This is a genomic window from Pelagibacterium limicola, assembly GCF_015694405.1.
Classification (GTDB): Bacteria; Pseudomonadota; Alphaproteobacteria; order Rhizobiales; family Devosiaceae; genus Pelagibacterium; species Pelagibacterium limicola.
Genome location: NZ_JADQDB010000002.1, coordinates 73,887 through 87,477 on the forward strand (window position 1 = coordinate 73,887; position 13,591 = coordinate 87,477).

10 protein-coding genes are annotated in these 13,591 nt (G+C 60.0%); all 10 read left to right on the plus strand.

Going from position 1 to position 13,591, the window contains the following annotated elements:
• Window positions 1-206 precede the first annotated feature (206 nt).
• The 10 genes from dnaE to lpxD all read left to right on the plus strand — a co-directional run bounded on the left by dnaE (window position 207) and on the right by lpxD (window position 13,568).
• The gene (dnaE, locus tag I2G20_RS03340) at window positions 207-3,653 is read left to right on the plus strand and encodes a DNA polymerase III subunit alpha (RefSeq protein ID WP_196258278.1); all 3,447 of its coding nucleotides are present in this window, start codon (window positions 207-209) and stop codon (window positions 3,651-3,653) included.
• 150 nt (window positions 3,654-3,803) lie between these two features.
• The gene (rpsB, locus tag I2G20_RS03345) at window positions 3,804-4,589 is read left to right on the plus strand and encodes a 30S ribosomal protein S2 (protein WP_196258279.1); all 786 of its coding nucleotides are present in this window, start codon (window positions 3,804-3,806) and stop codon (window positions 4,587-4,589) included.
• Window positions 4,590-4,681: 92 nt separating this feature from the next.
• Window positions 4,682-5,608 carry a translation elongation factor Ts gene (gene tsf, locus I2G20_RS03350; protein WP_196258280.1) on the plus strand — a complete coding sequence of 309 codons (927 nt, stop codon included), beginning with the start codon at window positions 4,682-4,684 and terminating at the stop codon, window positions 5,606-5,608.
• A 57-nt stretch (window positions 5,609-5,665) separates the two neighbouring features.
• Window positions 5,666-6,379: a UMP kinase gene (gene pyrH / locus I2G20_RS03355; protein ID WP_196258281.1), complete on the plus strand. Its 714-nt coding sequence runs from the start codon at window positions 5,666-5,668 to the stop codon at window positions 6,377-6,379.
• 129 nt (window positions 6,380-6,508) lie between these two features.
• Window positions 6,509-7,069, plus strand: a complete 561-nt coding sequence (frr, locus tag I2G20_RS03360) for a ribosome recycling factor (protein WP_196258282.1) — start codon at window positions 6,509-6,511, stop codon at window positions 7,067-7,069.
• Between the two features lie 40 nt (window positions 7,070-7,109).
• Window positions 7,110-7,862 carry an undecaprenyl pyrophosphate synthase gene (gene uppS, locus I2G20_RS03365; protein WP_196258283.1) on the plus strand — a complete coding sequence of 251 codons (753 nt, stop codon included), beginning with the start codon at window positions 7,110-7,112 and terminating at the stop codon, window positions 7,860-7,862.
• Window positions 7,859-8,734: a CDP-archaeol synthase gene (locus I2G20_RS03370; RefSeq protein ID WP_196258284.1), complete on the plus strand. Its 876-nt coding sequence runs from the start codon at window positions 7,859-7,861 to the stop codon at window positions 8,732-8,734. The genes uppS and I2G20_RS03370 overlap by 4 nt, the downstream gene beginning before the upstream one ends.
• Window positions 8,735-8,809: 75 nt before the next feature.
• Complete coding sequence (rseP, locus tag I2G20_RS03375) at window positions 8,810-9,922, plus strand: RIP metalloprotease RseP (protein WP_196258285.1); 1,113 nt, start codon at window positions 8,810-8,812, stop codon at window positions 9,920-9,922.
• 189 nt (window positions 9,923-10,111) lie between these two features.
• Window positions 10,112-12,466 carry an outer membrane protein assembly factor BamA gene (bamA, locus tag I2G20_RS03380; RefSeq protein ID WP_196258286.1) on the plus strand — a complete coding sequence of 785 codons (2,355 nt, stop codon included), beginning with the start codon at window positions 10,112-10,114 and terminating at the stop codon, window positions 12,464-12,466.
• A 40-nt stretch (window positions 12,467-12,506) separates the two neighbouring features.
• On the plus strand, window positions 12,507-13,568 hold the full coding sequence (lpxD, locus tag I2G20_RS03385) for a UDP-3-O-(3-hydroxymyristoyl)glucosamine N-acyltransferase (protein WP_196258287.1): 1,062 nt from the start codon (window positions 12,507-12,509) through the stop codon (window positions 13,566-13,568).
• The last annotated feature ends 23 nt before the right edge of the window (window positions 13,569-13,591 follow it).

The window sequence follows — 13,591 nt, forward strand, 5'->3', positions numbered from 1 at the left end:
AAACACCATAGTAGGAGGCTTTAATGCTGAACATTGTGAAGGACTTCATGGCCCTGGCATCGTTGACCGCGTTTGGCGGTGTGCTCCTCGCTTACATGGACATGCTGGCTTATCTTGGCTGACCCTTGTGCATAAACCGCCCTCGCGGTTGGCGCGACGGGCTCGGGGTGGCACAAAGGGCAGTTGCCAGGAGAGAATCGTAAGCTATGTCCGGTCCCGGTTTCGTTCACCTGCACGTGCATTCGTCCTATTCTTTGCTGGAAGGGGCGCTGCCGCTCGGCAAGATTCTCGACCTCGCCGCAAAGGACGGACAGCCCGCGATTGGCATTGCGGACACCAACAATCTCTTCGGCGCGCTCGAATTTTCCGAAAAAGCCGCGGGCAAGGGCATCCAGCCGATCACCGGGTGTGAACTCGCCATCGATTTTGGCAGCGATGAGGATAACAAGCCCAACGAACGCGCCAACCTGGGAAAGGGCACCATCGTCCTGATCGCAGCGACGGAGCAGGGCTTCGCAAACCTCTCCACTATTGTGTCACGCGCCTATCTCGAGGGCAGCGACGGCAAGACCGCCGCGCATATCGATTGGCTCGAAGCTGCTGCCGAAGGGTTGATTTGTCTGACGGGCGGACCGGAAGGAGCAATCGATCCCTATCTTGCTGCCGGAGTTGACGCTGCGGCCGAAATGCGGCTCCTCAAGCTCCATGGGCTGTTCGGCGACCGCCTCTATGTCGAAATCCAGCGTCATGACCGTCCGATCGAGAACGCCGTCGAGCCGCGCCTAATCGATCTTGCTTATCGCCACGGACTGCCGCTGGTCGCCACCAACGAACCTTATTTCCCGGGACAGGACGATTTCGATTCTCATGACGCGCTTCTGGCCATAGCGGCAGGCTCGGTCGTCGCCCAGACGGAGCGGCGGCGGCTATCCGACCAGCATTGGTTCAAGTCGCGCGCCGAGATGATCGCGCTTTTTTCAGACCTTCCCGAAGCGGTTGAGAGCACGGTGGAGATCGCCCGTCGCGTAAGCTACCGCCCACGCACGCTCGATCCGATCCTCCCTAAGTTCGCAGCCGATCCCGGGCAGAGCGACGCCGAGGCCGTAGCGGCGGAGGCCGATGAATTGACCCGGCAGGCGGAAGAAGGGCTGGAAAAGCGCATCGAGATTTTCGGCATCGCCCCGGACACCACGCCCGAACAATACCGCGAACGTCTCGCCTTCGAGCTGAAGGTCATCCGGGATATGAAATTTCCCGGCTATTTCCTTATTGTTGCTGACTTTATCAAGTGGGCGAAGGCCCACGATATTCCCGTGGGCCCCGGACGCGGATCGGGCGCTGGATCTCTGGTCGCTTATGCTCTCACCATCACCGACTTGGACCCGCTCCGCTATAATCTCCTGTTCGAGCGCTTCCTCAATCCCGAACGCGTATCGATGCCAGACTTCGATATCGACTTCTGCCAGGAGCGTCGTGAGGAGGTCATCGACTACGTTCAGAAAAAGTACGGCGCCGATCAGGTCGCGCAGATCATCACCTTTGGAACGCTGCAACCGCGCGCTGCGCTGCGCGATGTAGGCCGCGTGCTTCAGATGCCTTATGGGCAGGTGGACCGCATCTGCAAGCTCGTACCCAACAATCCGGCGAACCCCGTCACGCTTGCCCAGGCGATCAACGACGAACCGCGCCTCCAAATGATGCGCGACGAGGACGAAACGGTCGCCGAACTCCTGCGTATCGCAGGAAAGCTCGAGGGGCTTTATCGTCACGCCTCGACTCATGCGGCCGGCATCGTCATCGGCGACCGCCCTCTGCATGAGTTGCTGCCGCTTTACCGCGATCCGCGCTCGGACATGCCCGTCACCCAGTACAACCTCAAATGGGTGGAACCAGCCGGCCTCGTGAAGTTCGACTTCCTTGGGTTGAAGACGCTGACCACGATCCGCTATGCGGTCGAGATGGTCAAATCCAAGGGCATCGATCTTGATATTGATGCCATTCCACTCGACGATGCGCCGACCTACCGGCTCTACGCCGATGGCGACACTTACGGCATCTTCCAGTTTGAAAGTCCGGGGATGCGGCGGGCGCTGGTCGATTTGAAGCCTGACCGCATTGAAGACCTGATCGCCATGAACGCCCTCTACCGCCCTGGGCCGATGGACAATATCCCGAGCTTCATCAACAGAAAGCACGGGCGGGAAAAGGTCGAGTACCCCCACGAATCCCTCTCCGCGGTGCTCGATGAAACCTATGGGATCATCGTCTATCAGGAGCAGGTTATGCAGATTGCCCAGCTCCTGTCCGGCTATTCGCTCGGTGAAGCTGACATGCTGCGCCGTGCGATGGGCAAGAAGATCAAGGCCGAGATGGACAAGCAGCGCGAGCGTTTCCGCGAAGGGGCGCTCCGGAACGGACTCAAGGAAGCGCTGGCCGACAACATCTTCGATCTGCTCGCCAAGTTCGCCAATTATGGCTTCAACAAGAGCCACGCGGCGGCCTATGCATGGGTGTCGTACCAAACGGCGTGGCTCAAGACTCATTATCCGCATGAGTTTTATGCCGCCTCGATGACCCTCGACATGGGCCAGACGGACAAGCTGGCCGATTTCCGCCGGGAGGCCGAAAAGAAGGGTATCGCGATTGTCCCGCCCTGCATTAACCGCTCCGAGGTCAATTTCTCGGTGCATGACGGGCGCGTCCACTATTCGCTTTGCGCGGTAAAGGGGGTCGGGCGGCAGGTCGCAGAACATATCGTCGAGGTTCGTGGGAGCCAGCCTTTCATCGACCTTTCCGACTTTGCCCGCCGCATCGACCCGAGAGTTATCAACAAGCGCACGCTCGAGACGCTCATCAATGCTGGAGCGTTTGATAGCCTCGTCAAGCGCCGCGAACAGGTGATCGCCGTCGCCGATGCCATTGTCAGCACCGCCCAACGCGAAACATCGGGCCGTGCCGACGGCATCGAGGACATGTTCGCCACCAGCCAGCCAGATGCGATCATGCTGCCCGAGCATGTCGAACCCTGGAGCCTCACCGAACGGCTCGCCCGAGAGCACGCTGCCATCGGCTTTTATCTCTCGGCACATCCCCTCGACGATTATTCCGAACTCTTTGAAAAACTCCGCGTCCAGCGTTGGGCGACATTCGAGCGCGCCGCCCATGCAGGCGCCGTAGCTGGGCGGCTCGCAGGTACGGTGATTTCGCGACAGGATCGCAAGACCCGGAAGGGATCGACCATGACGATCCTGATGCTTTCGGATCCCAGCGGGTCGTTTGAATGCGTCGCCTTTTCCGAGCAGATGTCCGATTACGGCCATCTGCTCGAACAGGGCAGGTCGGTTGTCATGGAGGTCGGGGCCGACGCCCGTCCCGACGGCGTACGCCTGCGCCTGCTTAAGGCCGAGGCCATCGATGCTTCTGTTGAAAAGCTTGGTCGCCGGATGACGATCTTTGCGGGCAGCGAATCGTGCATTGCACCGATCAAGTCCCAACTCCAGCCGGGCGGGGAAGGGGTGGTGAGCCTCATCCTTCTGCGCGACCAGGGGGAACGCGAATATGAGATCGAACTTCCGGGCCAGTTCCGCCTGAGCCCGCAGCTTGCCGGCGGCCTCAAGGCCATCAGCGGAGTCGTCGACGTACGGTTGAACTAGTCCGGGCTTGCCTTGTCGCAAGCCCTCCTGTATAGCCCGCAGCGTTAAATCCACATGCAAAGGCTGGTTCCGTGACCGAACGGGGCCGATCCGGTGGCGGGAAACCGTCCATGCGCCCTTTGCAGAGGCAAAACCGGAAAGGAATACGCAATGGCATTGCCAGATTTTTCCATGCGCCAGCTTCTTGAAGCCGGTGTCCACTTCGGCCACCAGAAGCACCGCTGGAACCCCAAGATGGAACGCTTCATTTTCGGCGTTCGTAACGATATCCATATCATTGACCTGAGCCAGACCGTGCCCGCGCTGTATCGCGCGCTGCAACTCGTCTCCGATACGGTCGCCGAAGGTGGCCGCGTGCTGTTCGTCGGCACCAAGCGCCAGGCCGCCCCGCTTGTCGCCGAAGCTGCCCGCCAGTCCGCTCAGTATTATGTCAATTCCCGCTGGCTCGGCGGTATGCTGACCAACTGGCAGACGATTTCCCACTCGATCGCCCGCCTTCGTGAGCTTGAAGCTCTCGAAGCCGAAGGCGCTTCGGGCCTCACCAAGCGCGAACGCCTGCAGCGCAGCCGCGAGCAGGAACGCCTCGAGCGCGATCTCGGCGGCATCAAGGATATGGGCAATGTGCCCAACCTGCTGTTCGTGATCGATACGAATAAGGAGGCCAACGCGATCAAGGAAGCCCGTCGTCTCGGCATCCCGGTCGTTGCCATCGTGGACACCAACTGTGATCCGGACATCGTTGATTTCCCGATTCCGGGCAATGATGACGCGGCGCGCGCCCTTGAGCTTTACCTGTCGCTCATTTCCAAGGCTGCAATTGACGGCATTTCGCGCTCCTCATCGTCAATGGGCCGCGATCTTGGTGCTTCCACCGAGGTGCTCGAAGAGCCCGCCCTGGCTGCCGAAACGCCAGAAAGCGAAGCCGTTCAGGCTTAAGGGTCCGTCATCGGACCGACACGCAACGCACGATATGAAACCGCAAGGTCCGAGCCTGCTCGGGCCTTGCGGCCGATAAAGAGGTAATCCAGATGTCAATTAGTGCTGCAGACGTAAAAACCCTCCGCGAAATGACCGGCGTGGGCATGATGGACTGCAAGAAGGCGCTCACCGAAACCAACGGCGACATCGAAGCGGCCGTTGATTGGTTGCGTTCCAAGGGCCTTGCCAAGGCAGCCAAGAAAGCCGATCGCGTCGCTGCAGAAGGTCTCGTCGGCATTGCCTCCGAGGGCAACCGTGCCGCTATCGTCGAGATCAACTCCGAAACCGACTTCGTGGCCCGCAACGAGCAGTTCCAGTCTATCGTCGCCAATGCTGCCAAGCTCGCGCTCGGGGTAAACGGAGACGTTGCCGCGCTTGCCGCTGCAGCCTATCCGGGCACCGGCCGCACGGTTTCCGAAGAGCTCACAGAAGCCATCGCCAAGATCGGCGAGAACATGACCCTGCGTCGCTCGTCCGTGCTCGAGGTCTCACAGGGCGTCGTCGGCACCTATGTGCACTCGGCGATTGCTGAAGGACTCGGCCGTATCGGCATTCTCGTGGGTCTCGAATCGTCGGGCGACAAGGGCGTGCTCGTAACGCTCGGCAAGCAGATCGCCATGCACATCGCGGCAACCAATCCGCTTTCGCTGTCCTCCGAGGATCTCGATCCCGCTGCGGTCGAGCGTGAGCGTTCAGTGTTCGTCGAACAGGCCAAGGCTTCGGGCAAGCCCGACAACATCATCGAAAAGATGGTCGAGGGACGGATCCGCAAGTACTACGAGGAAGTGACGCTTCTCGCGCAGGTCTTCGTCATCGACGGCGAGAACACCGTGGCCCAGGCCGTCGCCAACGCCGAGAAGGATGCTGGCGCGCCGATCAAGGTCACCGGCTTTGTTCGCTATGCGTTGGGCGAAGGCATTGAAAAGCAGGAAGCCGATTTCGCTGCCGAGGTTGCCGCCGCTGCTAGCTCCCAGTAACGTAGCCCGGATTTACTTCGGGATTCGTTGTTTGTGGTTGTCTAGAGCGGGGCAGGCATGTCCAAAACCGGCTATACACGCGTACTTTTGAAGGTCTCCGGCGAAGCCCTCGCCGGAGACCAGTCATATGGAATAGAGCCCCAGTTCCTTAATGACGTCGCCCGGCAGATTGTCGACGTCGCCCGCATGGGCGTTCAGGTGGCGATCGTTATTGGCGGCGGCAACATCTTCCGCGGCATGGCCGTGGCCGCAAAGGGCGGCGATCGCGTGATCGGCGACCACATGGGCATGCTGGGCACGGTGATCAATTCGCTCGCTTTAGGCGATGCGGTGCGCCGGGCAGGGGGACGTTCCCACGTTTTCTCGTCGGTGACGATGCCATCAATCGCGGACACCTTCACGCAACGCGGTGCCATCGCTGCGCTCGAGGGTGGCGCCGTGGTCATCTGTGCCGGCGGCACCGGCAATCCGTTCTTTACGACCGACACTGCCGCGGCGCTCAAGGCCATTGAACTGCGCTGCGACGTGCTCTTGAAGGGCACCAAGGTCGATGGTGTTTATTCCGCCGACCCCGAAAAGGATTCGCAGGCGGAGCGCTTCGAGACGATATCCCACGAGGAAGTCATTTCCCGAGATCTGCGTGTCATGGACACCGCAGCCTTTGCGTTGGCACGTGACAACCAATTGCCGATCATCGTTTATGCGCTTTCCACCCCCGAAGGACTTGCTGGCGTTCTCGATGGCCGTGCCCCCAGTACGCGGGTCGGTTAGTAGTATGTCTGGCGCACAAAGAGCTTTTGCGCCTGGTCCGAAGCCGTTATTGGGTGGATCTGGCGGTCGATATCAGAAGTCCCGTTCAGAGCCCTCCTGGCGCGGCGGGACAATATAAGGGAGAAGCACATGTCTGAAGCGTTCTCACTCGAAAACCTGCGCACTCGCATGAAGAAGTCGATCGACTCCATGAAGGGCGATCTCGCGGGACTCAGAACGGGCCGAGCTAGTGCCAGCCTGCTTGAACCCATCATGGTCGATGCTTATGGCTCGGCAATGCCGCTCAATCAGGTCGCGACGGTTTCGGTTCCGGAATCGCGCATGCTCAGTGTTCAGGTCTGGGACCGTTCGATGGCAGGCGCTGTCGAGAAAGCCATTCGGGAGTCCAATCTGGGCCTCAACCCGATGGCCGAAGGCGCCACCATCCGGGTCCCGTTGCCTGAATTGAACGAAGAGCGTCGCCGCGAATTGTCCAAAGTTGCGCACCAATATGCCGAGCAGGCGCGCGTTGCTGTGCGCCATGTACGCCGCGACGGCATAGAGTTGCTGCGCAAACTCGAAAAGGATGGCGAAATGGGGCAGGATGAGGCCCGCGTCAATTCCGACAAAGTGCAGAAAGCGACCGACGAGGCAATTGCTGAAATTGATACTCTCGTCGCCGCCAAGGAACAGGAAATCATGCAAGTCTAGCGGAGCTGTCTATCGGCTCTAAGACTGCGCAGGGGACGCCATGTCAATCAATCCGGCTATCGCTTCGGTCGAGACGGAAAGGTCTAACCTTAAGATTCCGGCACATATCGGCGTCATCATGGATGGTAATGGACGCTGGGCCCAAAAGCGCGGCCTGAGCCGGATGGAGGGCCACAAAGCGGGCGTTGAAGCCGTTCGGCGAGCGGTCGAGTTGTCCATCGACTATGGTGTCGATTACCTGACACTCTTCGCCTTTTCGTCCGAAAATTGGCGCCGCCCGCCCGACGAGATCAAGTATCTCTTCGGTCTGCTTCGTCGGTTCGTCGCTTCCGATCTCGCCCGGTTGATCCGCCAGAACGTACGCGTACGCATCATAGGCGACAGAGCGAGTCTCGAGTCCGGTCTGCGCAGTATCATAGAGGATGTCGAGGTTAAGACCGCAGCCAATACCGGGCTAAATCTCCTCATTGCCTTCAATTACGGTGCCAAGTCCGAAATCACTGCTGCCGTGAGGGCCCTGGCCGTCAAGGTCGCCTCGGGCGAACTCGACCCGGGAAGCATTGATGAAATCGCCTTAGGCAGCCACCTATCGACGGCTGGCCTGCCGGACCCCGATCTCATCCTTCGGACCAGCGGCGAAATGCGGCTGTCTAACTTCTTGCTTTGGCAGTCAGCTTATGCCGAACTGGTGTTCGTGGAGGAGAACTGGCCCGATTTCGACGAATCGGTATTCGTCCGGGCTTTGAAAGCCTTCACGGAGCGGGATCGAAGGTTTGGCGGAATAGGGACGTGAAGGACAAGCGGAGCAAGACGCGGACGAAAAAGCGCTCGATTTGGCCTTTCGGTCCCGATCTGCTCCCGCGATTGCTGTCGGCGATCGTTCTCATTCCTCTGACTGCAATTGCTCTTGTAGCGGGATGGATTCCCTTTGCGTTAGTGGTCGGCCTCGTTATGGCCGGAGCGTATCGCGAGTGGGAAAAGATGATTTCCGGCCGGGAAGCGGGCTGGCCAGGTACCTTCTTTATCGGGCTGCTGTCGATTGTAGCCTTGGCGCATCCCATGAATGGCGCTTGGGCCAGTGCGGTCGTCGTATCGGTGGCCGTGCTTGCCGCGCTGCTGATCAAGGCGCCAAACCGGCACTGGCGACTCGCCGGAGTGCTGTTTTTCGGGACAGTCGCCATCGCTTTCCTCGCGATCAGAGGCAGTTCGGCTGCCGGTATCTGGGCAGGGATTTTCCTTGTAACCGTGGTGTGGCTTACCGATACGGGCGCCTATTTCGCCGGCCGCCTTATCGGCGGCACCAAGCTCTCGCCAGACGTATCGCCGTCCAAGACGTGGTCGGGCGCTGCTGGGGGATTGGCCCTCGGCACGGCGGGCGGGATGGTGGTCTGGTGGTTGGCCGGATACACACTGGGCTCGCAATCGTCGGCCGCCATAGGTCTCCTGATCGCCGTGGTGGTTTCGATATCGGGCCAGTTGGGCGATCTTGCCGAAAGTGCCGTGAAGCGCCGGTTTGCGGTGAAGGACAGCGGAAACATCATTCCCGGGCATGGCGGGCTGATGGATCGTATCGACAGTCTTGCAGTCGCTGCTGTCGTCTTATGGCTGATCGGACTTGCCAACCGTGGTCTGGGTGCGGTTCCGCAGGGCATTCTCTTTTGGTAGGCGGTCACCTGAGGGCGCATTTGCACCATATTCTCGGCGCAGACGTTCGGCGGCATTCACCATGAAGGCATCGCGATGATCGGGTCTCTCCCCTTCTTTCTCAACTACATAATCCCGTTTCTCGGCGTACTCACCGTCATCGTGTTCGTCCACGAAATGGGGCACTATCTCGTCGCCCGCTGGAACGGAATTGCCGTGGATGCCTTCTCGATCGGCTTCGGACCGGAGCTTCTCGGCTGGACCGACCGGCGCGGTACACGCTGGAAGCTTTCGGCCATTCCGCTCGGCGGGTATGTCCGGTTTACCGGCGACATGAACGTTGCCAGCGTTCCCGATCCTGATGTGAACGATAAATACGACGAGCAGACGGCCAGGACACTCTTTGCCAACAAGAACGTCTGGCAGCGCATGGCCGTGGTCGTGGCAGGCCCGGCAGCGAATGTAATCTTCACGTTCCTGATTCTCTACGCCATGCTGCTCGGATACGGGAGGCTGACGCTCGATCCCGTCATTTCCGGTGTCGTTCCGGATTCGCCAGCCGCCATCGCCGGCTTCGAGTCCGGTGACCGGGTGCTATTTGTCGATGGCTTCAAGGTTCGCGGGTTCGAGGATTTCCAGCGGCTCGTCGCGACGGCACCCGAGCGGCAGGTCACCGTCGTGATCGAGCGGGCAAGCGAGGTGATGAACATTGTCGTCGTTCCTGCGAGCGAAACGACGACCACGCGATTTGGCCGCGACCTGAAGGTGGGACGCATTGGTGTGACACGGGACGTGGGGGAGAACGACATTGTCCTCTATCATCCCAGCCCAATCGAAGCGGTCGGCATGACCTTCGAGGAGATTCGTTTCATTATTGATCGCACTCTGGCGTTTTTCGGCGATCTTTTTGTCGGACGTGGGGATCTGGACCAGATTGCCGGGCCAGTCGGCATGGCCCAGGTCTCGGGCGAAGTAGCGACTCTGGGCCTGTTAGCATTGGTTAACCTAACTGCACTTTTATCGCTAAACATCGGCCTGATTAACCTGTTGCCAGTACCGATGTTGGATGGTGGTCACCTGGTATATTACGCCATCGAAGCCGTGCGCGGGCGCCCACTGAGCCAGCGGATTCAGGAAGTGGGATATCGTATCGGTTTTGCGCTGGTATGTACGCTGATGGTCTTTACGCTGGTCAACGATCTGATTTAGCTCGGACTGTCAATCAAGGGGTTAGCGGTGTTGCATGATTACATGCTCTCCAATCTTTTCCGCCTCCGGGCAGGGTCTTGTCCTTGCTCTGGCTGCAAAAAAGGGTAAAACAACTCCTCGGAGTATCGGGGGAATCCGTGCCTTTGTGCGATTCCCGGGACTGTCCCACAAGGCAAAGCAAGAATAATCATGACCAAATCGTACCAGCTTTTGCGCAGCACCCTTCTCGCTCTGGCGCTCGTTTCCGTTGCGCCGCTTACGGGGCAGGCGGTGCCGTTGTTCGGAACTACCCAGGCGCAAGCCCAGACGGTCAATCAGATTTCGGTCACGGGCAATGTCCGCGTCGATGAAGCGACCATCCTTTCTTACCTGGCAGTTCGCGCGGGCCAGCAGGCAACGCCGGCGAACATCGAGGCTTCGCGCCAGGCGCTTGTTGCCAGTGGGCTCTTCCAGAGCGTTACGGTGGCGATGTCGGGTTCGACTCTCAACGTTCGGGTCGTCGAAAGCAGCGCAGTTTCTTCGGTCGCCTTCCAGGGTAATCGCCGGTTCACCACGGCTCAGCTGAACACCATGGTCGATGTGGCGACCCGGCGCGTTTATACCCAGGAGGGTATCGCCGGCGATATTCAGACCATTCAGGCCGCCTACGACCAGGCAGGCTATACGAACGTTTCCGTTACCACGCGCACAGAAACGGCAGCCGATGGCCGTCTGCGCGTTGTGTTCGTCATCAACGAGGGTGATCGCGCCGGCGTGGCTGCGATCAACTTCACGGGCAACAACGCCATGGGCGCCAACCAGCTCAAGTCGGCGATTCTTACAAAGGAATCCCATCTTCTGAGCTGGCTGACCCGCGACGATCTTTACGACGAAGACCGCTTGGCGGTCGATCGCGAGTTGATTCGTCTTTATTACGCCGACCGTGGCTTCCCCGACGCCCGCGTTCTCTCTGCAGTTGCCGAGTTCGATGCCACGCGTAACGCCTATTTCATCAACTTCACGATCGAAGAAGGCGAGCGGTACCAGTTCGGTAATATCGCCATTGAAACCTCTATCCCGGGCATCAATGCCGATGCGTTGCGGGGCGGTATCCGCACCAACCGGGGAGACCGGTATTCGCTCTCCGATCTCAACAAGTCGGCGGAAGCTATCGCCGTCCGCGCGACCCAGCAGGGCTTCGCTTTCGCCGAGGTGCGTCCGCGCCTTGATCGCGACATCGCCACCGGCACCTTTAACGTGACCTATCTGGTGGACGAAGGCGCGCGCGTCTATGTGGAACGCATCAATATCGTGGGCAACACGCGGACGCGCGATTTCGTCATCCGCCGCGAGTTCGACTTTGCTGAAGGCGATCCTTTCAACCGCACGATGGTCACCCGTGGCCGTGCGGCCATCGAGGCGCTTGGCTTCTTCGAATCGGTGCAGGTCACTGCAGGCCCCGGCAGTGCCCCTGACAAGGTCGTGCTGAATGTCGCCGTCGTCGAACGCAGCACAGGTGATTATGGTATCGGCGGCGGGTATTCCACGACCGACGGCATCTTCGGCGAAATCTCTCTTACAGAACGCAATTTCCTTGGCCGGGGTCAGTACCTCCGCTTGGCCGTGGGGCGTTCGGAAACCGGCGAGACGTACGACTTCTCGTTCACCGAACCACGCTTCATGGGTCTCAGGATTTCGGCGGGCGTCGATGCCTATCGCCGCGTCGTCAGCGAAGAAACCCTCTATAGCTACGGGATCGAGACCACCGGCGCGCGCCTGCGGTTCGGCTTGCCCATCGTCGAGAATGTGACCCTCACTACGCACATCGGATATGAGCAGAAATATTTCACGGACGTGCGCACCAACCCGGCCGATCCGGTTGTAGAGAATCGCGGGCAGCCCGCGCCGCCGTACATCACCGACGGCATGACTCTCGACAAGCTAATGGTCGGCTATACGCTCGCCTACAACACGGTGGACAATCAGCGGCGTCCGACTGAGGGCATGGTGTTGTCCTTCTCGCAGGAATATGCCGGGCTTAGCCATAACTTCCTCAAGTCTGAGGTTCGTGCCCGCGCCTACTACCCGCTTTGGGAAGAAATGGGCGTCGTGGGCAGCATCCGTGGACAGGCCGGTGCAATCACCGACCTTGATGGTGCCGGTATCCATCCGTCCGAAGCCTTCATGCTCGGGCCCAATCTTGTGCGCGGCTTTGCTGGCGCCGGCATGGGTGCCCGGCTTTCGGGTGCAGGTCGCGACCCTGTGGGTGTGTTGGCGTATGCCGGCCTGTCAGCTGAGATCGACTTCCCGATCCCGATGCTGCCGGAGTCTTGGGGCATTCGCGGCGCAGTCTGGGGCGACGTTGCCTGGCTCGATAGCGCGCTTCCCAACGTTGCCGGGGCTCCGGTTGATGCTGTCAGCAATCCGATCAAGTCGTCAGTTGGCGCGTCGCTGATCTGGGATTCGCCGATGGGGCCGCTGCGTGGCGATTTCGCTCACGTCATCGACAAGGATACGCATGACCGCACGCAGGTCTTCCAGTTGACCATGTCGACTCTTTTCTAGCAGTCGGCAACGATAGACAGCTTCGAAACCGCGGTGCACGATGCCCCGCGGTTTCTTTTTCATCCATCGGGCCGAAATGATCGACACCCGCTTCCATCACTGCATCGATCCCCTTCCGCTTGCGCTTCTGTGTGAGAAAGCCGGTCACGCTGGTCTCCTCGAGACGCGTGCCGGGGAAATTCTTGTGCACGGGGCAAGCGACCTCGACGATGCAAGCGAGGCCTCGGTCTCGTTCGCAGCGAGCGAAGCCTATCGCGGACGTCTCGGCCGCACCGTCGCGGCGGCCGTCGTCGTCAAGGAAGGGTTGGTCGATGCTGTGCCCGCGGGAACGGTGCCTATCGTGGCCGCTGATCCATATGGCGTCTTCGTTGACATTCTCAACGTCCTCTACCCGGACGATACTGCCCGGGTCGCGGCTGGCACCGCCATCCAAAGCGTGCGCAAGCCAATGGTGGAGGAGGGTGTGGTCATCGGCACTGGGGCGGTACTCGGAGCGGGGAGTGAAATCGGCTCAGGAACGATCATTGGCGCCAATACGGTTGTCGGCGCCGGCGTAACCATCGGCCGCGATTGCGTGATCGGGGCGGGCGTCGTCATCGAATGCGCACACCTTGGCAACGGCGTTGTGCTTCAGCCGGGTGTCACCATTGGCGCGGAAGGTTTCGGCTTTCAGATGGGCCGTGACATCCACAAGAAAATCCCGCAGTTGGGTCGGGTCATCATCCAGGATCGCGTGGAAATCGGAGCCAACACCACGGTCGATCGCGGCACGCTTGGCGACACGACCATCGGCGAGGGGACCAAGATCGACAATCTCGTTCAGGTGGGCCATAACTGCCGAATAGGTCGAAACTGCGTGATTTCAGGCATGTGCGGCCTCAGTGGCTCGACCATCCTTGAGGACGGGGTCGTCATGGGCGGCGGCGCTGGAACTGCCGGGCACTTGACCATTGGTGCCCGTACTGTGGTAATGGCGCGTTCCGGCGTTACCCACGATATTGCTCCCGGCTCAACCGTCGGCGGAGCGCCTGCGCAGGACGTAAGAATGTGGAAACGCGAGATCGCTGCGATTCGGCGATTGGCAAAAGGGGACAAGACGTGAGCTTGGTGGGCGAAGAACGCGAG

Excerpts from the sequence above, each read along its gene's own strand:
- dnaE (WP_196258278.1), top strand. The coding sequence starts at position 207 with ATGTCCGGTCCCGGTTTCGTTCACCTGCACGTGCATTCGTCCTATTCT.
- frr (WP_196258282.1), top strand. The coding sequence starts at position 6,509 with ATGTCTGAAGCGTTCTCACTCGAAAACCTGCGCACTCGCATGAAGAAG.
- rpsB (WP_196258279.1), top strand. The coding sequence starts at position 3,804 with ATGGCATTGCCAGATTTTTCCATGCGCCAGCTTCTTGAAGCCGGTGTC.
- pyrH (WP_196258281.1), top strand. The coding sequence starts at position 5,666 with ATGTCCAAAACCGGCTATACACGCGTACTTTTGAAGGTCTCCGGCGAA.
- lpxD (WP_196258287.1), top strand. The coding sequence starts at position 12,507 with ATGCCCCGCGGTTTCTTTTTCATCCATCGGGCCGAAATGATCGACACC.
- bamA (WP_196258286.1), top strand. The coding sequence starts at position 10,112 with ATGACCAAATCGTACCAGCTTTTGCGCAGCACCCTTCTCGCTCTGGCG.
- uppS (WP_196258283.1), top strand. The coding sequence starts at position 7,110 with ATGTCAATCAATCCGGCTATCGCTTCGGTCGAGACGGAAAGGTCTAAC.
- tsf (WP_196258280.1), top strand. The coding sequence starts at position 4,682 with ATGTCAATTAGTGCTGCAGACGTAAAAACCCTCCGCGAAATGACCGGC.
- rseP (WP_196258285.1), top strand. The coding sequence starts at position 8,810 with ATGATCGGGTCTCTCCCCTTCTTTCTCAACTACATAATCCCGTTTCTC.